18 protein-coding genes are annotated in these 22105 nt (G+C 64.6%); 11 read left to right on the forward strand and 7 right to left on the reverse strand.

Annotation, left to right across the window (positions count from 1 at the left end):
• Positions 1-27: 27 nt before the first annotated feature.
• Both EN808_RS32910 and EN808_RS32915 read right to left on the reverse strand, forming a co-directional pair.
• The gene (locus EN808_RS32910; RefSeq protein WP_127281158.1) at positions 28-900 is read right to left on the reverse strand and encodes a 50S ribosomal protein L11 methyltransferase; all 873 of its coding nucleotides are present in this window, start codon (positions 898-900) and stop codon (positions 28-30) included.
• A 65-nt stretch (positions 901-965) separates the two neighbouring features.
• Positions 966-1544: an SCO family protein gene (locus EN808_RS32915; protein WP_135866380.1), complete on the reverse strand. Its 579-nt coding sequence runs from the start codon at positions 1542-1544 to the stop codon at positions 966-968.
• 194 nt (positions 1545-1738) lie between these two features.
• On the opposite strand from EN808_RS32915, the gene EN808_RS32920 reads away from it, so the two are divergent.
• The 3 genes from EN808_RS32920 (at position 1739) to EN808_RS32930 (ending at position 3792) form a co-directional block, all read left to right on the forward strand.
• Positions 1739-2257 carry a CreA family protein gene (locus tag EN808_RS32920; RefSeq protein WP_127280861.1) on the forward strand — a complete coding sequence of 173 codons (519 nt, stop codon included), beginning with the start codon at positions 1739-1741 and terminating at the stop codon, positions 2255-2257.
• An 85-nt stretch (positions 2258-2342) separates the two neighbouring features.
• A complete protein-coding gene (locus EN808_RS32925; protein WP_127280862.1) occupies positions 2343-2984 on the forward strand; it encodes a DapH/DapD/GlmU-related protein in 642 nt (213 codons plus the stop codon).
• A gap of 382 nt (positions 2985-3366) precedes the next feature.
• Complete coding sequence (locus tag EN808_RS32930) at positions 3367-3792, forward strand: low affinity iron permease family protein (RefSeq protein ID WP_127871678.1); 426 nt, start codon at positions 3367-3369, stop codon at positions 3790-3792.
• Positions 3793-3795: 3 nt separating this feature from the next.
• On the opposite strand, the gene EN808_RS32935 is transcribed toward EN808_RS32930, so the two are convergent.
• Complete coding sequence (locus EN808_RS32935) at positions 3796-4662, reverse strand: SDR family NAD(P)-dependent oxidoreductase (protein ID WP_127871677.1); 867 nt, start codon at positions 4660-4662, stop codon at positions 3796-3798.
• 137 nt (positions 4663-4799) lie between these two features.
• On the opposite strand from EN808_RS32935, the gene EN808_RS32940 reads away from it, so the two are divergent.
• A complete protein-coding gene (locus EN808_RS32940) occupies positions 4800-5081 on the forward strand; it encodes a hypothetical protein (RefSeq protein WP_023792142.1) in 282 nt (93 codons plus the stop codon).
• Positions 5082-5138: 57 nt separating this feature from the next.
• On the opposite strand, the gene EN808_RS32945 is transcribed toward EN808_RS32940, so the two are convergent.
• The gene (locus tag EN808_RS32945) at positions 5139-5714 is read right to left on the reverse strand and encodes a TMEM175 family protein (RefSeq protein WP_127280053.1); all 576 of its coding nucleotides are present in this window, start codon (positions 5712-5714) and stop codon (positions 5139-5141) included.
• 240 nt (positions 5715-5954) lie between these two features.
• Between EN808_RS32945 and EN808_RS32950 the strand changes: the two genes are divergently transcribed.
• Together EN808_RS32950 and EN808_RS32955 are read left to right on the forward strand one after the other, a co-directional pair.
• Positions 5955-6362, forward strand: coding sequence for an SH3 domain-containing protein (locus EN808_RS32950; protein ID WP_127871674.1), 408 nt, complete (start codon positions 5955-5957; stop codon positions 6360-6362).
• A 211-nt stretch (positions 6363-6573) separates the two neighbouring features.
• A complete protein-coding gene (locus EN808_RS32955; protein WP_135918055.1) occupies positions 6574-7782 on the forward strand; it encodes an MFS transporter in 1209 nt (402 codons plus the stop codon).
• Positions 7783-7812: 30 nt separating this feature from the next.
• On the opposite strand, the gene EN808_RS32960 is transcribed toward EN808_RS32955, so the two are convergent.
• Positions 7813-9273: an MATE family efflux transporter gene (locus EN808_RS32960; protein ID WP_245512114.1), complete on the reverse strand. Its 1461-nt coding sequence runs from the start codon at positions 9271-9273 to the stop codon at positions 7813-7815.
• A 320-nt stretch (positions 9274-9593) separates the two neighbouring features.
• The gene (locus EN808_RS32970) at positions 9594-11063 is read right to left on the reverse strand and encodes an esterase-like activity of phytase family protein (RefSeq protein WP_127871671.1); all 1470 of its coding nucleotides are present in this window, start codon (positions 11061-11063) and stop codon (positions 9594-9596) included.
• A gap of 279 nt (positions 11064-11342) precedes the next feature.
• Here EN808_RS32970 and EN808_RS32975 point away from each other — a divergent pair, with 279 nt between their 5' ends.
• From EN808_RS32975 to EN808_RS32990, 4 genes are all read left to right on the forward strand, one after another.
• Positions 11343-13754 carry an FAD-dependent oxidoreductase gene (locus EN808_RS32975; RefSeq protein WP_135918056.1) on the forward strand — a complete coding sequence of 804 codons (2412 nt, stop codon included), beginning with the start codon at positions 11343-11345 and terminating at the stop codon, positions 13752-13754.
• A 13-nt stretch (positions 13755-13767) separates the two neighbouring features.
• Positions 13768-15321, forward strand: a complete 1554-nt coding sequence (locus tag EN808_RS32980) for a trimethylamine methyltransferase family protein (RefSeq protein WP_135918057.1) — start codon at positions 13768-13770, stop codon at positions 15319-15321.
• Between the two features lie 90 nt (positions 15322-15411).
• Positions 15412-16167 (forward strand): DUF4239 domain-containing protein, encoded by a 756-nt coding sequence (locus EN808_RS32985; RefSeq protein ID WP_135918058.1) that lies wholly within the window; start codon positions 15412-15414, stop codon positions 16165-16167.
• A 55-nt stretch (positions 16168-16222) separates the two neighbouring features.
• Complete coding sequence (locus EN808_RS32990; protein WP_135882095.1) at positions 16223-16537, forward strand: hypothetical protein; 315 nt, start codon at positions 16223-16225, stop codon at positions 16535-16537.
• 39 nt (positions 16538-16576) lie between these two features.
• Here EN808_RS32990 and EN808_RS32995 read toward each other — a convergent pair whose 3' ends face one another.
• Positions 16577-19297: a UvrD-helicase domain-containing protein gene (locus tag EN808_RS32995; protein ID WP_135918059.1), complete on the reverse strand. Its 2721-nt coding sequence runs from the start codon at positions 19295-19297 to the stop codon at positions 16577-16579.
• A 257-nt stretch (positions 19298-19554) separates the two neighbouring features.
• Between EN808_RS32995 and EN808_RS33000 the strand changes: the two genes are divergently transcribed.
• Positions 19555-21870: a glucose/quinate/shikimate family membrane-bound PQQ-dependent dehydrogenase gene (locus tag EN808_RS33000; RefSeq protein WP_135918060.1), complete on the forward strand. Its 2316-nt coding sequence runs from the start codon at positions 19555-19557 to the stop codon at positions 21868-21870.
• Positions 21871-22105: the final 235 nt, after the last annotated feature.

A 22105-nucleotide genomic window follows, 5' to 3' on the forward strand; every position in this document is an offset into this window, starting at 1 on the left:
CGAGGATCGGCAACCGGCTTGCCGGCCTCAATGCTTGAGGTGGATCGTCACCCAGCCCTCGCGGTGCAAGGTACTGATATGGCGGAAGTTCTGGCCGACATAGGCCGAGATCACCGCGTCACGCTGACGGTCGAGGATGCCCGACAGCACGATCGAGCCGCCAAGCGCGATATGGCCGGCCATTTGCGGCGCCAGCCGCATCAGCGGCCGCGCCAATATGTTGGCGACGATGAGATCGAAGGGCGCGCGCCTGGCAAAGATCGGGTGGTGAAAGCCCGGCGCGGTCACTGTCTCGATCAGGCCCTTGACGTGGTTCAGCCGCGCATTGGCGGCGGCGACCCTGACCGCCACCGGATCGATGTCGGTGGCCAGCACCGGAATATGCGCCAGCTTGGCGACGGCGATCGCCAGCACCGCGCTGCCGGTGCCAAGGTCGAGCGCGTTGCGCGGGTGCTCGCGCCGCACGACCTTCTCCAGCATTTCGAGGCATCCGGCGGTGGTGCCGTGATGGCCGGTGCCGAAGGCAAGGCCCGCCTCGATCTCGATGGCGAGTTCGCCACTGTGGCGCTTCCTGCTGTCATGCGCGCCGTGGACGAAGAAACGGCCGGCGCGCACCGGCTTCAGGCCTTCCAGCGACCGTGCCACCCAGTCGATGTCGGGCAGCGCCTCGCGCTCGATCGATCTCGACAGAGCGAGGCCGGCGAGAATGTCCTTCAGCCGCGCCTCGACCGCGTCGACGTCGCCATCGGCGTAGAGCGAGACCTCGTGGATGTCGGCGTCTTCGTCGACCTCCAGCACGGCGATCGGCAGGCCTTCATCCTCGAAGGCCGTTTCGAGCGCCGCGAAGATGCGGTCTGCCTCGATCTTTCCGGTGGTGAAATGGAGCCGCGTCTGGGTCATGTGAATTTATGTTCCTCCAGGCCTGATCTTGTCCGAAAACCGGTTCCACTTTTCGGGATCAAGCTCTAGCCCTTCGCGGCGAGGCGCTTCAGCTTGGCAACGGCAGTGTCGGCACTCTCGCCATAGGCGATCGTGCCGGCGAAGTCGCCCTTGGCGTTGAGCAGCAGCACAGAGGCGGTGTGGTCCATCGTGTAATCGCCATCGCCGGTGTCGACCTTTTTCCAGTAGATGCCGAACGACTTGGCCATGGCGTGGACCTTGTCCGGGTCGCCGGTGATGCCGGTGATGCGGTCGGAGAAATTGCTGACATAGGCGTTCATCACCTGCGGCGTGTCGCGCTCCGGGTCGACCGAGACGAAATAGGCGTGCAGGCTCGTGCCGTCGTCGCCGAGCGTCTTCAGCCAGCCGGAGAGCTCGAACAGCGTCGTCGGGCAGACTTCGGGGCAATGGGTAAAGCCGAAGAAGACGACGCTGGGCTGTCCGCGGAAAGCAGCCTCGGTGATCGGGGCGCCTTTCTGGTCGACCAGGGTGAAGGGCGCGCCGAACGGTTCGCCGCCATAGTGGCCGCGATACCAGTCGAAGGTCAGCCAGCCGATGCCGGCGGCCATCAGAACGAGAATGCCGACCAGGATAGAACGCATCATCAGAAATGTCCGTCTGTAACGTCATGGGGCGCCGGCCAAACCATGCGCGCCTTGTTCGGCCACAGTCTTAGCGGTTCGGCCCCGCGCAGGCAAAGTGCCGCGTTGCCGCAACCGTTGTGGTGTTGACCCATCTGCTTGCAAAGCCGCACAGTCTGCACCACCTGAGACCGGCAACTCGAACCGAGGAGGCTTCTTTGCTCGAACTGATTGGGCTCGAACTGGCCGGGCGAAAACTGATCGGCCGCGCCTTGGCCGCATGCGTCGTGCTTGGCGCCGGCAGCGCCGTTGCCGAGGAAGTCGGCAAGGTCGGCGTTGACTGGATCGGCAACGACATCATCGTCGAGGCGATCAAGGATCCGAAAGTGGAGGGTGTCACCTGCCACGTTTCCTATTTCGATCGCAGCGTCATCGACCGCCTGCACAAGGGCAATTGGTTCGAGGATCCCAGCGATTCCTCGATCTCCTGCCGTCAGACAGGTCCGATCACGATCGGCGATATTGATACGAGCGAAGGCGGCGAGGAGGTGTTCAAGCAAGGTATCAGCCTGATCTGGAAGAAGCAGGTGGTAAACCGCATCTACGACAAGGCCAACGAAACGCTGATCTATCTGTCGCATTCACGCCAGGTGCAGAACGGCTCGGCCAAAATGTCGGTCACGACCGTGCCGCTCTACGGCCAGAACGTGGTGTGGAGCAAGGGCAAACCGAAATAGGCGGGCGAACGTCTTCCTGGTCCTGTTCTGACCGATGATCGGCCCCGGCTTGCGGGACCAATCATCACGGCGTAAAGCCGCCGGCATGGACCGTTCCGAAGATCTCGTCGCGAAAGACCCTGAGCCGCGCATCCACCCGACCGCGGAGATGAAGGGCTGCAAGCTCGGCCGCTACGCCGCGATCGGCGAACGCGTCGTGCTGCGCGAGGTCATCGTCGGCGACTTCTCCTATTTCGAACGCCATGCCGAGGCGATCTATACGACGATCGGCAAATTCTGCTCGATCGCCGCCAACAGCCGCATTAATGCGCTGGAACATCCGATCGAGCGGTTGACCCAGCACAAGGTCAGCTATCGGCCGAACGAATATTTTCGCTGGCTGGGCGTCGATGCGGCATTCCGCGAGCGGCGGCGCTCGAAGGCCGTGACCATCGGCCATGATGTCTGGATCGGCCACGGCGCGGTCATCTTGCCTGGCATCGCCATCGGCAATGGCGCGGTCATCGGCGCCAATGCGGTGGTGACGCGGGACGTGCCGTCCTACACCATCGTCGCCGGCGTGCCGGCGAAGCCGATCAAGCCGCGCTTTGCCCCCGAAATAGCGGCGCGCATCGATGCTCTCGCCTGGTGGGACTGGCCGGTCGAAAAACTCGCCAGGGCGGTTCCCGACATGCAGGCGATGCCGATCGAGGCCTTCCTCGACCGCTGGGAAAACGACGCCGTTTGAGTTCCGGCAGAGAACGGCAGGGCCTGGCCGTCGCGACCGTGCAGAGTATCAACAGGCCAATGCCTTGCGGGTAAGTGAAGCGGCCGGCTGTCTGGGTGCGAGTTGGCTCTTCGGGGAACTATTCTTCGCGCTTTCCGGAATGAAGCCCCTTCCGCCATGCGGGGGTGGCGCGGCGGAAGGGGCTGGAGGTAAACCGCTGTGAAGCGGAGGAACAGGCTCTTTGCCTGCACGGTTACCATGACATTGAACCGATAAGGTGTGTTTTGCGCCGAATGCGCGCTGAGCGTGCATTCAATTGCGCCGGTTACATTCGGTTCTCGATGGGAACCCAAAGGTCCGCCGCTTGTTTCTCAATGCCGCAAACATTGAGGGCGCTCGATACATGGAAAAGCTTTTCACCAAGGCCGCCAACTGGGTCGCCCATATAACCGGCCTGCCGCTGACCTTTGCCGGCTGCTGCCTGGTCGTCATCGTCTGGGCGGTTAGCGGGCCGGTCTTTGGTTTCTCGGACACCTGGCAACTGGTGATCAACACCGGCACGACCATCATTACATTCCTGATGGTGTTCCTCATCCAGAACACCCAGAACCGTGACGGCGCGGCGATCCAGGCCAAGCTCGACGAATTGATCCGGGTCAGCGAGGGCCACAACAACTTTATCGGCATCGAACACCTGACCGAATCCGAGGTCGAGGAGATCCGCGCCAAATGCGAGCGAGCCGCTAAGCGGCACGACGAGAAGATCGCAACCACGGCGGCAAAGAAGGCGGTTGCCCAGAAGCGAGGCGCGAAAAAGAGCGCGGCTTGAAGCTCAGCCTTTCATGAACGCCGCGAATGCGTCCTTGTGGTCGGGATGCCAGCGCGACAGGGCAGGACGGTTTTCGATAATGTCGCCGATTGCCCAGGCCATGCGCTTTTCGTCCAGCGGCCGCGCCGCCTCATTGTCCGGGCACAGGATGTAGAAGTCGCGCCTGACCAGCGATTCCAGCATGAAATCGACGACCTGTTCACCCGTCCAGGCGCCAGCGGGCTTTTCCGTCGCGCCTTCGGTGAGGCCGGTATAGGTGAAGCCGGGGATGAGCAGATGCGCCGACAGGCGGCCGCCGGGCTCGTTCCTTAGCGCGTGCGCCAGGCCTTCGGTAAAGGTCTTCACGCCAGCCTTGGAAACATTGTAGGCGAGGTTGCCGGGCGGCGTGGTGATGCCTTGCTTGGAGCCGGTGTTGACGATCAGGCCCGGCTTGGCCGCCGCCAGCATGCGCGGCGCGAAGGCTTCGACGCCATGCACGACGCCCCAGAAATTGATGTCGAGCAGCCGCTTCCAGCCATCGCGGTTTTCCCAGGGCTTTCCAGGATTGTCGCCGACGCCGGCATTGTTCATCAGCAGCGAGACCTCGCCAAAGGCGCCGAATGCCCGGTCGGCGAGGCGATCGACCTCATCGGCCTTCGAAACGTCCGATGCAACCGCAAGCACGGCGTCGTCGCCGGCGATGGCGGCAACGGCCCGCGAGGCATCGTCGAGGCGCGGACCAGCGATGTCGGCGAGCACGATCTTCATGCCCATCAACGCCAGCCGTTTGGCCGCCGCGAGGCCAATGCCGCTGGCGGCGCCGGTGATGACGGCGGTATTGCCTCGGCCAAGCGCTGGCAGGGCAGTCTGGATCTCGGCGTCGGGGATCATCGGCGGTGGTTTCCTTTTTTCGAATGGCGCCGAACTTAGCGCCGGAACGGGCTTGTGCAAGCCTTTGTGGGGGCTCGTCGGGTTGACCAGTCCGGTCGTGGCTGCGCATGCTGTGACGCCAAAAGGGAGATTTCCGATTGACGGATTGGGTTGCAATTCTGAAGGAGCAGACCGCCACCGGCGACCAGATGGGACGCGAGGTGCCACAGATGTTGGCCAACCCTGATATCAGCGAAGCTCAGGTGAAAACCTTGTTCTCCGCACTGGAAAAGCAAGCCGAGTTCGTCGAGAAACTGCGCATGGCGCTGGAGAAGTTCGGCCATGATTTCTCGATCATCAAGGCGGCGGAGCGGCTGGAAGAGCGCTACGCCGACCTTGCCGCTTCCGTGGCGGAGAAGCTGAAAGCGATGCGCGGTTAAGCAAGTCCAGGAAAGTGTGAGGTGGTTTTCCCTCAGGAATTGCGCCGGACAAAGAAGCTATTTTTCCAATACCCGTGCAAAGCGGGTGTCCGGCACCAGCCAAACCAGGGCGACGGCAACATAGAGCGCCACGCCGATCCACCGGTCGAGGAAGGTCAGCCCAACGGCCGCTACGTAGACGGCAAGCGAAATCCTTCCCTTGCGGTCGCGACCGATGGCCTTGGCGAATCCGGTATCCGGCCCATGCAGCCGATGCAGTGCAATCACCAGCATGCTGTAGGCGGTCGCACACATTACAAGGTCGAAACCGTAGACCGCGACCGGCACCGTGGCGAAATGGTTCTCGCCCATGAAGGCGGTCGTCACCGGCATTAGGGATAACCAGAACAGCAGATGCAGGTTCGCCCACAGCACGTGGCCGTCGACACGCTGCACGGTGTGGAACATGTTGTGCAGATTGTTCCAGTAGATGCCGACATTGATGAAGGAGAGCACGTAGCACAGGAAGATCGGCCACTGCGGCAGCAGGGCCGAAAAATCCTCGCCCTCCGGTACCTTCAGGTCCAGCACCATGATGGTGATGATGATCGCCACCACACCGTCGGTGAATGCCTCGACCCTGCCTTTGCCCATGATCACTGCCTCGGTCCGCGACGAATTGCCGAAAGATAGTAAATCGTTAGCGGATGTTGGCGCGCCGATAAACGGCGCACGAAAAAATCCTCAACTATATCAGGGGAAACCATACGCCCGGACCGGTGATCGTGGTGGTTGGCGTTGGCCACTTGTTGACTTTTCTTGGCGCTGCCTCTCCCCTTGCGATGCAGTCCCGGCCGAAGCAGTCGAACGGCCGGCGACCGAATGGAGGGACTGATGAAACTTCGATTTCTGCTTGCGATAGCGACCATTCTGGCCGCCGTCTTGGGGACGTCCGCCGCCGCCTTCGCCTACGGCGCCCATACCACGACCAGCCTCAACGTGCGCACCGGGCCTGGCGCGGGATACGCCAAGGTCGGGACGCTGCCGGCCGGCTTCAGGGTCGACGTGACCGGCTGCCAGCCTGGCTGGTGCAGGATCCATGGCGGCGGTGTCAGCGGCTGGGCCAGTTCCGGCTATCTCTCGCGGACCCATGTCGTGCATCCGCCGGTCATCATCGTGCGCCCGCCGCATCGGCCGCCGCACTGGCACCATCGGCCTCATCACCGTCCTCCGCACCACCGCCCGCCGCACAAGCCGCGTCCCGGCAAATGCAAGATTGCGCCCGGCTTTCCCTGCAAGTAGGCCCGGTTTCCTGCAAATAGACCGCTTGCATCCAATACGGCACGAAGGGATGCCGTGACCGATCGGGGCCGCTGGCCCCGATCAGCGTTTTTGGCAATGGGCCTGGTGGGGCAAGGCCCACCGTGGTGTCAGGAGCGTGGCCGTTCACCGGAACGCCTGTCGTAAGGGCGCGTTAACGTCGCGATCCCTGAAACTGGTGACGAGGTTGGCCATGGCCTTTCGCGATTTGGCGCAGACCCAGAACGAGGCCAGCGGCGACGTCCTCGCGATCCGGGCTGTCGCGGCGATGATCGCGGTGCTGTTTGCCGGCAGCACGGTGCTGACGCCGCTCTATATCATCTACAAGCAGCAATTCGGCTTTTCGCAGATCACTCTGACGCTGATCTACGCGGTCTATGTCGTCGGCAATCTCGGCGCCTTGCTGGTGTTCGGTGGCGTGTCGGACGTGGTCGGACGCCGGCCAGCAGCGCTGGCGGCGATGATCGTGGCCATTGTCAGCGCGCTTATCTTCCTGTTCGCCGGAAATGTCGTGTCGCTCGACGTGGCACGCATCCTGAGCGGGCTTGGTATCGGCATCGGCGCGGGGACCGGGACCGCCTGGATTGCCGAGCTTCTGCCGGCCGCCGACAAATCACGTGCCAGCATCATCACCACCAGCACCAACTTCCTCGGTCTCGGTTTCGGGTCGCTGATATCGGGACTGTTGGCTCAATACGAGCCCTGGCCGCTGCGCCTGGTCTTCATCGTCTATCTCATGGCACTCGCGGTGGTGGCGGTCCTGGTCTGGCGCACTCGTGAGACCGTGGCGAAGCCGGGTGGCCTGGGGCGGATTTCGATGCGGCCGCACCTCTCCGTGCCTGAGAAGATACGCACGCGCTTCGTCGCGCCGGCGGTGACCGGTTTCGGCGCGATGGCGTTGGTCGGCTTCTATGCCGCGTTGGCGCCGAGCATCCTGGCGCAGCAGCTGCACGAGGCAAACCATGCCGTTGCCGGCGCTCTGTTCTTTGAACTGGCGATCGTCGCGGCGGCCAGCATCGTGGCGCTGATGCGTGTGCAGAGCAGCAAGGCCATGCTGGCCGCCCTGGCCTTGATGATCCCAAGCGTGCTGCTGGTGGTGGCGGCGCAGATGCTGGCCTCGATGGCACTGATGATCGTGGCGACGGCCTGCTGCGGTGTCGTGGCCGCACTTGGCTACCGAGGTGGCCTGCAGGTGGTGAACGAGATCGCGCCGCAGGATCGCCGTGCCGAAGTGGTGTCCAGCTTCTTCGTCTGCTGCTTTGTCGGCAACGCCCTGCCTGTCATCGGCATCGGCGTCGTGTCGACCTATGCCAGCCCTGTCGCGGCGAGCCTGGCCTTCGCGGTCATGATCATCGTCTTCGCGCTGGTGGCGCTTGCCTTCGGGCTCAGACAAAAACGCTGAGACAGCCGTCAACTGGCCGGCAGCCGTGCTTCACCCGTGCGGCGTTTCAGGCGTCATGTTCGCGCGCTGGCGCGGCATGCCAAGGCCGGTGTCGGGCGGTTCGCCGGCAGCCGGCCTGTTCTCGATCATGTGCAAGCTGCGCCAGCCGCCGAAGCGGTAGTAGGCCGCGGCCAGGACCAGCGAGGCGATCGAACCGGCCGGGAAACTCCACCACAGTGCTTCCTCGCCGATCACGCCGCGCATGTAATAGGCGAATCCGGTGCGCACGATGAGCACCGAGATCACCAGGATGATCAGCGGCGGCATCACGGCCCCCGTGGCGCGCACCGTGGCGAACAGCACGATGGTGATGCCGAACAGGATGAACGACCAGGACGCGACGGTGTTGATGTGGGCGGCGATATCGATGGCGGCGCTGTCACTGCTCAGGAACAGGCCCAGGATCGAGCGGTCGAAGACCCATAGCAGCGCGACGAGGGCGCCGGTCAGGACGAGGTTGAAGCCGACACCGGAGGCGGCAACGCGGCCGATCCGGTCCCAGCGGCCCGCGCCGACATTCTGCGCCGCCATGGAAGAGACCGCGGCGCCGATGGCGAGTGCCGGCATCTGGATGTAGGTCCAGAGCTGCGCGGCGATGCCGTAGGCGGCGGCGACCTGCGAACCATAGGAGTTGACGATGCCCATCACCGTCAGCGCCGCCGCCGAGATGACGATCATCTGCAAGCCCATCGGCACGCCCTTGAAGACGACGATGCGCAGCAATGCCGGATCCGGGCGCAGCAGAGCGAGATTGGCGCCGGCCAGCCGCAACGGATGCTTGCGCGCATAGAGCACGACGAGGATGGCGATGACGCTCACGGTCTGGCCGATCAGCGTCGAGGTGGCGGAACCCGCGATGCCGAGTTCGGGAAACGGGCCGATGCCGCGGATGAGCAGGGGATTGAGCACGATGTCGAGCACCACCGCCAGCGCCATGAAGATGAAGGGCGTGCGGGAATCTCCGGCACCGCGCAGCACGGTCATGACGAAGGACAGAAGGTTCATCATCGGCACGGCGACGAAGATGATGCGCAGGTAGGAGCGCGCCAGCGGCAAGGCGTCGGCCGGCGTGCCAAGCGCGCCCAGGATGGCATCGACCCAGATCCAGCCGAAGACCGCGAACACCACCGAAACGAGGAAAAAGAAAGTGGCGCTGGTGCCGACGATGCGGCGCGCCTCGGGCAGGTCGCGAGCGCCGACCGACTGCGCCACCAGGATGGTGGCCGCCATGCCGATGCCGAACACCGTGCCGAGGATCAGGAACAGAACGAGGTTGGCGTTGGAGGTCGCGGTCAGCGCCGATTCGCCGAGGAATCGGCCCACCCAGACGGCATTGACCGAGCCGTTCAGCGATTGCAGCACATTGGAGCCGAGCACCGGCAGGGCGAACAGCAGCAGCGTGCGCGGGATCGGGCCGCTGGTCAGGTCGCCGGTGCGCCGACGCGCGGGCATTTTTTCGTCCATAACTAAGGCCTATCTCTAGTCCGGTGCGCGATGATCGCAGATTCAACCTGACAGGTCGATGTAGGCGGACGGTCCAAGGCGCTCGCGCCATGATGGGACATCATCGACCTCGACAGCCGGGTCAACGGAGCCCGCCCAGGTCTTCGTGCGGCCCAACCTGTCGGCCGCCGGCAAGATCATGGCCGTGTCGAGCAGGACGGCCAAGCCGATCGATGCGGGCGTGCCGAAGGACGCCGCGTTCTTGAAGTAACTGCCTTCACGACCTGCTCAGGCGGACGCGCCAGGCGCGCCCGCTTGTGCGGTGATCGTTACTTCTTGCCGAGACCCGGCAGCGTCACCCGATAGACCAGGAACATGGTGTCGACATCGGCGCCGTCATCGGCCTTGTAGGGGGCGCCGACCTGGAAGCCGTCCTGGGCGAGGAAGTCATTGTCGTTGCCGACGAACAGGAAATAGTCGTCGGGCAGCTTCGGATCGAGGACGCTGGCGACCGACATCGCTTCCCACTTTTCCGAGAGCTCATTGTGGTCCTTCGCCCCACCATTGTGCAGGCCGAAGCGGCCAAGCTCAGCGGCGTCGTTGATGTCGATGAACGGTGTTAGCTTGGCCGGCGTCACCGACGGGTCGAGCACGCCCTTGGGCGCGACCGGCTTGTCGGCGGCATCGAAAGGCCCGCCGGCGATGTCGGTCGCGCCGGACAGGTCGACGATGTTGATCTGGCGGTAGAGTGACGCGTCACCCTTCTTCAGGCCCTGGCCGTTGCCGCTGTCGCGCGCCAGCATCAGGAAGGACGTGTCCGAAAGCGCCACGATCTCGCTTTGCGCGGCGACCTTGGTCTTGCCCTTGGCATCCTTGAACACCGGCAGCGGCACGACATATTCATGCGCGAGCTTCAGATGGGCGAGGTCGGAGGCATCATAGACCAGCGCCCGGGTATTCTGCCGTGTCGAGGGCGAATCGCCGCCATCCTGCCTCGGAGCCGACTGCAGCACGGCGATCAGGAACTTGCCGTCCGGCGTCATCGCCATGCCTTCGAGGCCCTGGTTGTTCTGGCGCCCGGTTTCGGGATCCTTCGGATCAGGATCGGCGGCGCCAGGGCCGGGATTGTCGGAGGAGAAGTTCGGCGCGCCCTTGCGCATCGGCACGAGGGCCGCCGGCGGCTGGGTCGCCGACATCAGGCGGCCTTGCGCGGAGAACCTGTAGATGTTGGGGCCGTACTCGTCGGAGATGAACATCGAACCGTCGGGCAGCCGCACGATAGCCTCAGTGTCGAGGGCGAGCTTGCCGTTGGTGGCGACGGGCAGCATCGGCATGTCGCCGGCGGCCGGGCGCACATCCGACAGCGGATCGAGGCCGGTGGCATCGGCGCCCTTGTCGTCGGTGAGAAGCATGGTTTCGGCAAGCGTCGCCTTGACGCCCGTCTGCTCCTGGCCGGCGGCGGGAGCAGCGCCCGGCGCGAGAGGCGTGAACTCGATGCCGATGGTGTTGAGGCGCGGCCGGTAGTCGGTGGTGCCGGCGACATTGTAGCCACGGTCGGGCAGGAGCCAGAGCGATCCCTTGTAGGTGCCCGCATCATGTGTCCAGCCGGATGTGTCGATCGCCATGCCGGAGCCCGAGCCGAAGGTCTCGCCGAACTTGCCGCGCTGGTCGGCCGGGATGCGACCGACGCCGACCAGGCCCTTGTTGATGTAGGCCACGCCGTCGGCAAGCGCCGGGGTGAGAGCGGTGAAAAAGGCCAGGGCGACGCCGAGCGAGGCGGTTCGGGACAGATGTTTCATGGACAATCCTCTTTGTGACGAAGCATGCCGGAGCGGCCGAAGGACAAACGGAAAGAGGTGCCGCATCGATGATGCCGCGCGCGCCTCCCCGAAAGCGATCTAAGGCGTCAACATGATGCTTGCGTGACAGCGCGCCATGCCGACCAGCAGCGGTCTCCAAGTGCCGATGAAACGCTGGACGGCATGAGATTGCTGATGGCCCATCTGCCGCATTCAACGTACTAGACACTTATGTACAGTGCATATAGAGTGCTGGCTCTGACAGACCGGGAGGAAGTCTTGAAGTCGCACTACCGCGCAGTTGTCATTGGGGGTGGCGTGGTGGGCGCCTCGGTGCTCTACCACCTGACGCGGTTCGGCTGGAGCGATGTGGCGCTGATCGAGCGCGCCGAACTGACCGCCGGCTCGACCTGGCACGCGGCGGCCGGTTTCCATGCGCTCAACGCCGATCCCAATGTCGCTGCGCTGCAGGACTACACCATCAACCTCTACCGCGAGATCGAGGCCGAATCCGGCTGGGATATCGGGCTGCACATGACCGGCGGCGTCAACATCGCCAGTGATCCGGCGCGCTGGGAGTGGCTGAAATCGGCCTGGGCGGTGTTCCAGTCGGTCGGCATCGAGACGGCCCGGCTGGTTACGCCCGACGAGATCAAGGCGATCTGCCCGATCGTCGACGTCACCGGCGTGCTCGGCGGCCTTCATGACTCCAACGAAGGCCATCTCGATCCATACGGCACGACGCACGCCTATGCCGGCGCCGCCAAGAAGCGTGGCGCCGATGTCATCCTGCGCAACCGCGTGGTCGAGCTGAAGGCGCGCGCCGACGGCCAGTGGGATGTCGTCACCGAGCAGGGCACCATCGTTGCCGAGCATGTCGTCAACGCCGGCGGGTTATGGGCCAAGCAGCTCGGCCGCATGGCTGGCGTCGACCTGCCGGTGACACCGATGGAGCACCATTATTTCGTCACCGAGGACATTCCCGAGATCGCGGCGCTGGACAGCGAAATCGGCCTCGCCGTCGATCTCGACGGCTTCTCCTACCTGCGCCAGGAGCGCAAGGGCGTGCTGCTCGGTGTTTACGAGCAGAACCCGAAGCACTGGAACATGGACGGCGCGCCGTGGGACTATGGCATCGAGCTGATCCCGGAAGACATCGACCGCATCAGCCCGGAACTCGCCAAGACGCATGAACGCTTTCCCTGCCTGGCGACGGCCGGCATCCGCAAATGGGTCAACGGCGCCTTCACCTTCACCCCCGACGGCAATCCGATCGTCGGTCCGGTGCGCGGCTTGAAAAATTACTGGGTCGCCTGCGGCGTCATGGCCGGCTTCAGCCAGGGCGGCGGCGTCGGCAAGTCGCTGGCCGAGTGGATGATTTACGGCGAGCCGCAGGCCGACATCTTCGGCATGGACATCGCCCGCTACGGCGCCTTCGCCGCCAACCGCGAATATCTCAGGCAGACGACACGCCAGTTCTATTCACGCCGCTTCGTCATGACCTTTCCCAATGAGCGATTGCCGGCGGGCCGGCCTTTGAAGCGCCCGGGCGCCTATGACGGCATGGCTGCTGCCGGCTGCGAATGGACGGCCTCCTGGGGGCTGGAAATCCCGGCCTATTTCGCGCCGATGGGTTTTTGCGAGAACACGACGCTCAAGCGCTCCAACGCCTTCGACATCGTCGGCGACGAAGCGCTGCAGGTGCGCCGTGCCGCCGGCCTCATCGATATCTCGGCCTATTCGCGCTACGCGATTTCAGGGCCGGGCGCCGAGGCGTGGCTCGACCGGCTGCTCGCCTGCCGGCTGCCGAAAGCCGGCCAGGCGCGGCTGGCGCCCATGCTCGGGCCGGACGGGCGGTTGAAGGGCGATCTGACCGTCATCAACTGGGGCGGCGGCGACTATTGGCTGACGGGCTCCTATTATCTCCGGGAGTTCCACCTGCGCTGGTTCGAGAGACAGGCGCGAGAGGGCGTCACGGTCACCGACATTTCGGATGCCATGAGCGGCTTCCTGCTGACCGGACCGAATGCGCGCAAGATCCTGGAACGAACGACGCATCAGGACGTGTCGGGCAAGGCGCTGCCGTTCATGGCCTGCGGCGCGTTCGATGTCGGCATGGTGCACACGCGGGTTGCCCGTCTCTCCATCGCCGGCGAACTCGGCTTCGAGATCAGCTGCCCCATGACCATGCACGCCACATTGCGCGAAACGCTGCTTGCCGCCGGCGAGGACCTCGGCCTGGCCGAGATCGGCTATTACGCGCTCAATGCGCTCAGGCTGGAGAAGAGCTTCGGCATCTGGTCGCGCGAATTCACGCAGGGCTACACGCCCGGCCAGACCGGGCTCGATCGTTTCATCGCCTTCGACAAGGGCGATTTCGTCGGCCGCGACGCGGCGCTGAAGGAACGAGACGCCGGCGCCGCGCAGCGGATCGTGACGCTGGAGATCGACGCCGTCGATGCCGATGCCAGCGGCTTCGAGCCGGTCTGGCATGGCGGCCGGCGCGTCGGCTTCGTCACCTCGGGCGGATTCGGCTACACGATCGGCAAGAGCGTCGCGCTGGCGTTGGTGGACGACGATTTCGCCGGGGAGGGGACGGCGCTTTCGGTACACATTGTCGGCGTCGAACGGCCTGCGCGCGTCATCTCTGCCTCGCCCTATGATCCCCAGGGCAAGGCGATGCGGCAATGAGGAGGAACTTCCGATGATCGATGAGGCGGCACGAGACAGCAGGCGCGAACGCCGGCGCGGACGCACCGGCGAGGCGGGCAGCGAATCCAGCCGCAAGCCCAATTACCGGTCGCTGAAGAACCCGTTCCTGCCGCAGCCGATCTTTTCCGACGACCAGGTGGCGTCGATCCACGACACGGCGCTGCGGGTGCTGGAAGAGCTCGGCATCAAGGTGCTGCTGCCGCAGGCGCGCGAAGTGCTCGCCCGCGCCGGCGCGCTGGTCGATCTGGACACCGACATGGTGCGCATCGGCCGCGACATGGTGATGGCAGCCTTGGCCTCGGCGCCGCGATCGATCCACGCCAATGCAGGCGCGCGTGCTCGCGATTTGTCGCTCGAACTGGGTTCCATGACATTCCTGGCGGGCTCCGGCGCGCCCAACGTCACCGATCTCGACCGCGGCCGGCGGCCCGGAACGCTGGTCGCCTTCGAAGAACTCATCAAGCTGGTGCAGCATTTCGATGTCTTGCACATGCTGGGGCCGTGCATCGAGCCGCAGGACATCGACAATCGTTTTCGCCACTATGCCGTCAACCGGGCGCAACTGACCTTGTCGGACAAGTTCCCATTCGTGTTCGCGCGCGGCACGCCGCAGGTCGATGACAGTTTCGAGATGATCAGGCTGGCCCGCGGGCTGTCCGAAGACGAGTTCCGCTCCGGCGCGCATTGCTACACCGTCATCAACACAAACTCGCCGCGCCAGCTCGACATTCCCATGGCGCAAGGCATCATCGATTTCGCCAAGGCGGGGCAGGTGCTGATCATCACGCCGTTCTGCCTGGCCGGGGCGATGGCGCCGATCACGGTGGCCGGCGCCCTGACCCTGCAGCATGCCGAAGCACTGGCTGGGCTGACGCTGGCGCAGATCGTGCGGCCGGGCGCGCCGGTGGTCTACGGTTCCTTCTCCTCCAATGTCGACATGAAATCGGGCGCACCGGCGTTCGGCACGCCGGAGCACGTCAAAGCCACACTGGGTGCGGGCCAGCTGGCACGCTTCACCGGTCTGCCATGGCGCTCCGGTGGCGGCAGCGCGGCCAACATCTCGGACGCGCAGGCGGCGCACGAGACGCAGTTCGCGCTATGGGGCTCGGTGCTGTCGGGCGCCACCGTCTGCATCCATGCGGCCGGCTGGCTGGAAGGAGGCTTGAGCGTTTCGCTGGAAAAGCTGGTGACCGATATCGAGGCGCTGCAGACGGTGGCGGAACTCTGTGCCGCGACGCCCGGCGACGACGACGCGATAGGCTTCGAGGCGATCGCCGAAGTGCAGCCGGGCGGCCACTTTTTCTCGGCCGGCCATACGATGGCGCGCTACCGCACCGCCTTCTACGAACCGCTGGTGGCCGACTGGTCGAATTTCGGCAACTGGACGCAAAGCGGTTCGAAGAACGCCACCGAACGCGCCACCGGCATCTGGAAACGCATCCTTGCCGATTTCGAGCCGCCCGCCTCGGCCGCCGCCACGTCAGGTATGCTCGACGCGTTCATCGCCCGGCGCACCGAAGAGGGTGGAGCGGCGCCGGTTTCCTGAAGGCCGGCAAAACGCACGCCAAGACGTCTGCGGCTGGCTCAATTCCAGCAGCCATTGGCAATCCGCGCGTCTCGTGCAGAAATGAACGGCATGCGCGAAGCTTTGATCGCAACGGTGATCTTCCTGTGCCTGGCGGGGGCAGCTTTCGCCGCCATGGCGGTCTGGCCCAGGATGCCGGTCAGGCATCGCGACGACGATACGAATGCCGTGGTCCGGCTCGCAGCCAACCTGTTCGGGGTGATGACCTCGCTGATGCTTGGGCTGATGATCAACTCGGCCAAGAACACCTTCGAATCGATCGATCACAATGTGCATGCCTATGCGACGGAGCTGATCCTGCTCGACAGGACCCTGCGCCAATACGGACCGCAAACCGACACGGTGCGCCAGCCGCTGGTCGCCTATGTGCAGGGGGTGGTGGCCGATGCCATGCAGGGCGACGAGACGCCTGCCGCCGGCAACGAGCTGTCCGAACATCTGTTGACGGAGATCGGCACACGGTTGAGCGCGCTGCCGCCGGCCGACGCCGCGCGCGCCTCCGTCTTGCAGGACGCCCGTCAGCGGCTGCAGAAAGTGCTGGAACTGCGCTGGGTGCTGATCGAGCAGTCGGAGGGCACGATCCCCTGGCCGCTGATCGTCATGCTGGTTACGTGGCTGGCGCTGATCTTCGCCAGTTTCGGGTTCAGGGCGCCGAGGAATGCGATCACTGCCGCGACCTTCATGGTCTCGGCCGCGCTGATCGCCGGGGCGATCTACCTGATCCTGGACATGGATGTGGCGTTCTCCGGCCCGATCCAGATTTCGTCAGCGCCGCTGGAGCGGGCCTTGGCGGAATTGCAGCGATGATGCGGAACCGGCGGCATTCCCCAGACATTCATGGGGATGGCCAATGGAGGACGACATGGGTTTCGACCAGTATCACGAACCGCCGGAAGAACTGTCGCAGCAAGTGCGCACCTTCGCCCGCATGATCGCCTCGCTGATCGAGGAGGCGGAAGCGATCGGCTGGTACGAACAGCGCATGTCGGTGGAGAAGGACCCGCAAGCCAAGGCGATCATGAAGAACGCGCAGAGCGAGGAGTTCAAGCATTTCGGCATGGACCTCGAATTCCTGCTGCGCCAGAAGGCGGACTGGCGCGCGGAACTGAAGGAAATCCTGTTTACGACAGGGGATATCGTGAAGGCCGGCGAGAGGGGCGAAAAGAAGGTGGATTGAACGCCTTCGCCGGCTTCTTGTCAAAGCCACGGCCCCAACTCACACCGCCGCTACAAACCCGTCCAACACGCGTTTCTGGCCGGCCTTGTCGAAGTCGATGGTCAGCTTGTTGCCTTCGATGGCCGCGATGTTGCCGTTGCCGAATTTCTGGTGGAAGACGCGGTCGCCGACGCTGAAGGCCGACGGCGTGTCGGAGACGGATTTGGCGACCAGTTCGCCGTCGATGGTGCGGCCCTTTACGCTGGTGCGGCCGGCGCCGTAGCCGGAGTCTGTCTCGCCATAGCCGATGCGTTCGATCTGATGGCCCGAGCGCGTGCCCCAGTTGCGGTCGGTCGCCTCGGTGCGGTTGGCCTGCGCGCGCTGCCAGCCCGGTGTCGAATAGGTGTTGGAGAAGGCGCCGGATCTTTCCGTGCCGCCCGAATTGCCGCCGATATTGTCGAAGCGCGAGGCGCCATACGGGTTCTGTCTTCCTGCCCCTTGGCTGCCGCCACGGCCGGACGCGAACGAGCCGCCGCCATAGGGATTGCCGTAGCCGCCGTAGGAATTGCCGGCTTCGGCGACTTCGACATGGGCTTCCGGCAGCTCCTCCAAGAAGCGTGACGGGATGGTCGATTGCCACAAGCCGTGGATGAGGCGGTTGGAGACGAACCAGATATGCAGGTTCTTCTTGGCCCGCGTCAGACCGACATAGGCGAGGCGTCGCTCTTCCTCGAGCCCCGAACGGCCGCCTTCGTCCAGCGCGCGCTGATGGGGAAACAGGCCTTCCTCCCAGCCGGGCAGGAAAACGGTCTCGAATTCGAGGCCCTTGGCCGAGTGCAGCGTCATGATGGAAACGGCATCGAGCCCGGCATTCTGCTCGGCATCCATGACCAGCGCGACATGTTCGAGGAAGGAGCGCAGCGATTCATACTCCTCCATCGAACGGATCAGTTCCTTCAGGTTCTCCAGCCTACCGGGGGCTTCCGCCGAACGGTCGTTCTTCCACATGTCGGTGTAGCCGCTCTCTTCGAGAATGGTCTCGGCGAGCTCGGTGTGTGGCGTGGTTTCCAGCGCCTTCTGCCAGCGTTCGAAATTGGCCGCGACCTCGCGCAGCGCTGCGCGCGGTTTCGGCTTCAACTCGTCGCTTTCGGCGAGCGTGCCCGCCGCCTCAAGCATCGGGATGCGCATGCCGCGCGCCGTGTCGTGGATCTGGCGGATGGTCGCTTCGCCCAGGCCGCGCTTGGGCACATTGACGATGCGCTCGAAGGCGAGATCGTCGGTGCCGTTGGCGACGACGCGGAAGAAGGCCAGTGCGTCGCGGATTTCCATGCGCTCGTAGAAACGCGGGCCGCCGATGACGCGATAGTTCAGGCCGAGCGTGATGAAGCGGTCCTCGAAGGCGCGCATCTGGAAGGACGCGCGGACGAGGATCGCCATGTCGTTCAAATTATGCTTCTGGCGCTGGTAGGCCTCGATGGTCTCGCCGATGGCGCGGGCTTCCTCCTCCGAATCCCAGGCGGCGTGGACGTTGACCTTGCCATCCTCGGGATCGTTGCGGTCGGTGAACAGCGTCTTGCCGAAGCGGCCCTCATTATAGGCGATGAGATGGGAGGCGGCGCCCAGTATGTGCGCGGTCGAACGGTAGTTGCGCTCCAGCCGGATGATGGTGGCGCCGGGAAAATCCTTGTCGAAACGCAGGATGTTGTCGACCTCGGCGCCGCGCCAGCCATAGATCGACTGGTCGTCGTCGCCGACGCAGCAGATGTTGACTCTGTTTTCGCTCACGGGCTGTTCCGCGCCTGCCGGCGCGGGCCCTCCGCCCCCTCTTTTTTGCGCGCCTTCGGCGTCGCGTGAGTGGCCTCGCAACGGCTCGGACGCCCGGTCGGGCTTGCGGCCTTCGGCCGATCGCAGATCGGTTGGTGGTGATGAAGAGCGCCCGGAATCCGGCCTTTGCGCCAGCAGCCGCAGCCACATGTATTGGGCGGTGTTGGTGTCCTGGTACTCGTCGACGAGGATGTATTTGAAGCGCCGGTGATAGTCCTTCAGCACATCGGGATTGGCACGGAAGATGCGGATCGGATGGCAGAGCAGGTCACCGAAATCGCAGGCGTTCAGCGTTTGCAGGCGTTCCTGGTAGGCCTTGTAGAGCTCGCGGCCCTTGCCGTTGGCGAAGCTGCGCGCATCGCCCTCGGCGATGTCGGCCGGACCCTGGCCCTTGTTCTTCCAGCCGTCGATCATCTGGGCGAACTGTTTTGCGGGCCAGCGCTTGTCGTCCAGGCCCTCGGCCTGGATCAGCTGCTTGATCAGCCGCACGACGTCGTCGGTGTCGAGGATGGTGAAGTCGGATCTCAGGCCGGCAAGCTCGGCATGGCGGCGCAGCAGCTTCACGCCGATCGAGTGGAAGGTGCCGAGCCATGGCATGCCCTCGACATTGCCTTCGCCGATCAGGATGCCGATGCGCTGCTTCATCTCGCGCGCGGCCTTGTTGGTGAAGGTCACTGCCAGGATCTGCGAGGGGAAGGCCCTGCCGGTGGCGAGGATGTGGGCGATGCGGGTGGTGAGCACGCGAGTTTTGCCGGTGCCGGCGCCGGCCAGCACCAGAACCGGGCCTTCGGTGGTCTCCACCGCCAGCCGCTGCTCGGGGTTCAGCCCCCTGAGATAGTCCGGCGCATTGTTCTGGCCGCCGCGGGCGGCCATGGCGCGCGCGGCAATGCCCGACGGGGCCGTGGGCCGCGCATTGGGTTCGTCGAAAAAGGGCATGTCTTCGGAAAAGCCAGACATCTCCCCCGAATGTAGTGATTCGGGAGGGAAAGACCAGAACTGTCTACGTTTTGTTCCGCTAAAGTGCCTGATAAGGCCACTCGAGCGATATGGCGGCCGCGTTGTGAACAACCGCAGGGGGACAAGGTTGCCGCCGCGGACCCATGACCTACGCTTGACAGGCGCGGCGGTCGGGAGAAAGTTGCGTACGGGGCAGCACGCAATGCCGGGTTGCCTAAGGCCGCCTCCACGCGCGCAACAGTCGAAGGAGTATCATCTTGGCTGTCACCATCACCTCCCTCGTCCTCTTCCTCATCGGCCTGGCGCTTGGCGCCGGCGGTATCTGGTTGGCTTCGCTGGGCGGCAGTTGGTACTACATCATCGTCGCTCTCGCCTTCCTGGTCGCCGCCTGGCTGCTCTACCGGCGCCGTTCCACTTCGCTCTGGCTCTACGCGGCGATCGTGCTCGGCACGCTTGCCTGGGCGGTCTGGGAAACCGGCTTCGACTGGTGGGAACTCGGCCCGCGCGGCGGCATCATCGTGCTGGTGGCGCTGTGGCTGCTGACGCCGTGGGCGCGGCGGGGCCTTGCCGGTCCGGACGGCCGCGCGCCACTGATCCTGGCCGTGCTGGCATCGCTGGCGGTGGCCGGCTATTCGATGACCACGGACCCGAAGGACATAGGCGGCGCGCTCGACACCGACAAGGTGATACCCAACGCCAATCTCGGCGGCGATGTGCCGGCGGGCGAATGGCACTATTACGGGCGCACGCAGTTCGGCCAGCGCTATTCGCCGCTCGACCAGATCACACCGGATAATGTCGCCAATCTGCAGCCGGCCTGGACCTACCGCACCGGCGACGTGAAAGGTCCGGACGATGTCGGCGAGACCACCTACCAGGTGACACCGCTCAAAGTGGGGGACACGCTCTATATCTGCACGCCGCACAATTTCGCCATCGCGGTCGATGCGGCGACCGGCAAGGAGAAGTGGCGCTACGATCCCAAGATCAAGCTCGACAAGGACCGACAACACCAGACCTGCCGTGGCGTCTCCTATTATGCCGATGCCGCCGGCGCCGCCGGCCAGCCCTGCGCGACGCGCGTCTACCTGCCGACCTCGGATGCGCGGCTGATCGCGCTCGACGCCGCCAACGGGCAGGTTTGCCCGGCCTTTGCCGAGGGCGGCATGCTCAATTTGTTGACCAACATGCCGTATCCGAAGTCCGGTTATTACTACTCGACCTCGGCGCCGCTGATCGCGGGCGGCAAGATCATCGTCGGCGGCGCGGTCAACGACAATTACTCGACGCAGGAGCCGTCCGGCGTCATTCGCGCCTATGATGCGAGCACCGGCAAGCTGCTATGGAACTGGGATTCCGGCAATCCGGACCAGACAACGCCGCTGGCGGCCGGCCAGACCTACACCGCCAACTCGCCCAACATGTGGTCGACGCCGAGCGCCGACGAGAAGCTCGGCCTGCTCTATGTGCCGCTCGGCAACCAGACGCCGGACCAACTCGGCGCCGGGCGCAGCGCCAATGTCGAGAAATTCTCCTCCTCGATCACCGCGCTCGACCTCAATACCGGGCAATTGAAATGGGTGCGGCAGACCGTGCACCATGACCTCTGGGACATGGACGTGCCGGCGCAGCCGAGCCTGGTCGACATCACCAAGGCCGATGGTTCCGTCGTGCCCGCGCTGGTCGGGCCGACCAAGCAGGGCGACCTCTATGTGCTCGACCGGCGCACAGGCGAGCCGGTGATCGCGGTGAACGAAGTGCCGGCGCCGGGCGGCGCCATCGAAGGCGATCACACATCGCCGACGCAGCCGGTTTCCGATCTTACCTTCATGCCGAAGCCGCTGACCGGCGCCGACATGTGGGGGATCACCATGTTCGACCAGCTGGCGTGCCGGATCGAATTCCAGGGCCTGCGCTATGAAGGCCGCTACACGCCGCCTTCCGTCCAGGGCTCGCTGATCTATCCCGGCAATTTCGGCACCTTCAACTGGGGCGGGGTAGCGGTCGATCCGGTGCGGCAGGTGATGTTCGGCATGCCGACCTACCTGGCATTCAAGTCACAACTCATCCCCCGCGACCAGGTGCCGCCGCCGGACGAGGGGCGCGGCAGCGAACAGGGGCTGAACCGCAATGAGGGCGCCCCCTATGCGGTGGTGATGGGACCCTTCCTGTCGCCGCTCGGCATCCCCTGCCAGGCGCCGCCCTGGGGCTATGTCGCCGGGGTTGATCTGAGGACCGGACAGATCGCCTACAAGCATCGCAACGGCACCGTCTACGACATGACGCCACTGCCGTTGCCGCTGAAGGTCGGGGTGCCCGGCATCGGCGGGCCGATGATCACGGCCGGCGGTGTCGCCTTCCTGGGCGCCGCCGTCGACGACTATCTGCGCGCCTATGACCTGACTTCAGGCAGGCAGCTCTGGCGGGCGCGGCTGCCCGCCGGGGGGCAATCGACGCCGATGACCTATACGGTCGCGGACGGGCGCCAGTTCGTGGTCATCGTTGCCGGCGGCCACGGCTCGGTCGGCACCAAGCCTGGCGATTATGTGATGGCTTACGCGCTGCCCAAGTAAGGGGCGGGGTCCAGTTTTCGCGACGCTAGCGCCGCCCCTCATCGCCCTGCCGGTGTCCAGCCGATAGATGGGTAACAGATTGAACCGGATACATAGGTAACAGTTCTCCCCCTATGCATCCGCCGCAGCGCCAAGCGGTTTGGTTGGCGCGGCGCTGCGGCGGACGAGCTTCATACGTCTGGTGTCGATGATGCCAAGCGGATAATCATGGAAGGTAAGTGCCCATTGGCCGTCC

This window comes from Mesorhizobium sp. M8A.F.Ca.ET.165.01.1.1 (assembly GCF_004792065.1).
Classification (GTDB): Bacteria; Pseudomonadota; Alphaproteobacteria; order Rhizobiales; family Rhizobiaceae; genus Mesorhizobium.

Bases quoted from the DNA above. Each gene is read 5' to 3' on its own strand.
- EN808_RS32950 (WP_127871674.1), top strand. From the start codon at position 5,955: ATGAAACTTCGATTTCTGCTTGCGATAGCGACCATTCTGGCCGCCGTC.
- EN808_RS32960 (WP_245512114.1), bottom strand. From the start codon at position 9,273: ATGCCCGCGCGTCGGCGCACCGGCGACCTGACCAGCGGCCCGATCCCG.
- EN808_RS32915 (WP_135866380.1), bottom strand. From the start codon at position 1,544: ATGATGCGTTCTATCCTGGTCGGCATTCTCGTTCTGATGGCCGCCGGC.
- EN808_RS32970 (WP_127871671.1), bottom strand. From the start codon at position 11,063: ATGAAACATCTGTCCCGAACCGCCTCGCTCGGCGTCGCCCTGGCCTTT.
- EN808_RS32985 (WP_135918058.1), top strand. From the start codon at position 15,412: ATGCGCGAAGCTTTGATCGCAACGGTGATCTTCCTGTGCCTGGCGGGG.
- EN808_RS32980 (WP_135918057.1), top strand. From the start codon at position 13,768: ATGATCGATGAGGCGGCACGAGACAGCAGGCGCGAACGCCGGCGCGGA.
- EN808_RS32925 (WP_127280862.1), top strand. From the start codon at position 2,343: ATGGACCGTTCCGAAGATCTCGTCGCGAAAGACCCTGAGCCGCGCATC.
- EN808_RS32945 (WP_127280053.1), bottom strand. From the start codon at position 5,714: ATGGGCAAAGGCAGGGTCGAGGCATTCACCGACGGTGTGGTGGCGATC.
- EN808_RS32955 (WP_135918055.1), top strand. From the start codon at position 6,574: ATGGCCTTTCGCGATTTGGCGCAGACCCAGAACGAGGCCAGCGGCGAC.
- EN808_RS32995 (WP_135918059.1), bottom strand. From the start codon at position 19,297: ATGTCTGGCTTTTCCGAAGACATGCCCTTTTTCGACGAACCCAATGCG.
- EN808_RS32930 (WP_127871678.1), top strand. From the start codon at position 3,367: ATGGAAAAGCTTTTCACCAAGGCCGCCAACTGGGTCGCCCATATAACC.
- EN808_RS32935 (WP_127871677.1), bottom strand. From the start codon at position 4,662: ATGATCCCCGACGCCGAGATCCAGACTGCCCTGCCAGCGCTTGGCCGA.
- EN808_RS32990 (WP_135882095.1), top strand. From the start codon at position 16,223: ATGGGTTTCGACCAGTATCACGAACCGCCGGAAGAACTGTCGCAGCAA.
- EN808_RS32910 (WP_127281158.1), bottom strand. From the start codon at position 900: ATGACCCAGACGCGGCTCCATTTCACCACCGGAAAGATCGAGGCAGAC.